This is a genomic window from Micromonospora aridisoli (assembly GCF_056150025.1).
In genome coordinates, this window is record NZ_JAXCFK010000200.1 from 1 (window position 1) to 506 (window position 506).

Genomic DNA, 506 nt, shown 5'->3' on the forward strand with positions numbered 1-506 from the left:
GGCTACGCGGCCCTGGGGGTCGACGAACGACGCCGGACGCTGGACGCGATCCGCGACGAGCTGGTCGCCGCGCACGGCGAACTCGGTCGCCCCGACGTGCCCGCCCCGCGCACCCTGCTCTACGAGGACGCCACCCTGGACACCCGGGCGCCGGTCGTCGCCGACCGGACGCGCTGGGAACGCGACGTGCTGCCCGGCCTGCGCGCCCTCGCCGCGATCATGCCGGTCTTCGACATCAACCTGCCCCGCCGGCTCGCCACCCGGGGTTTCTTCCGGGCCCGGTACGGCGCGGGCGGGCGCTGCGACGACCTGCTGACCTTCGCGCACGAGTTCCAGCAGGACTTCTTCGAGCACTACACCGGCCGGATGATGCGCCGACGCGCCTTCGACGCGGACAACCGCTACGTGCGGCAGGAGAACTGGTTCGGCCAGGAGGAGATCACCGCGCTGGACGACGCCCGGGTCGAGGTGGCCCGGCGGATGAGCGAGGCGTACCGGCGACTTCC

General features: G+C 73.3%; 1 pseudogene. It reads left to right on the top strand.

The features are described 5' to 3' along the window. A pseudogene (locus SM447_RS30100) lies at nucleotides 1-506 on the top strand (lantibiotic dehydratase); the annotation flags it as partial.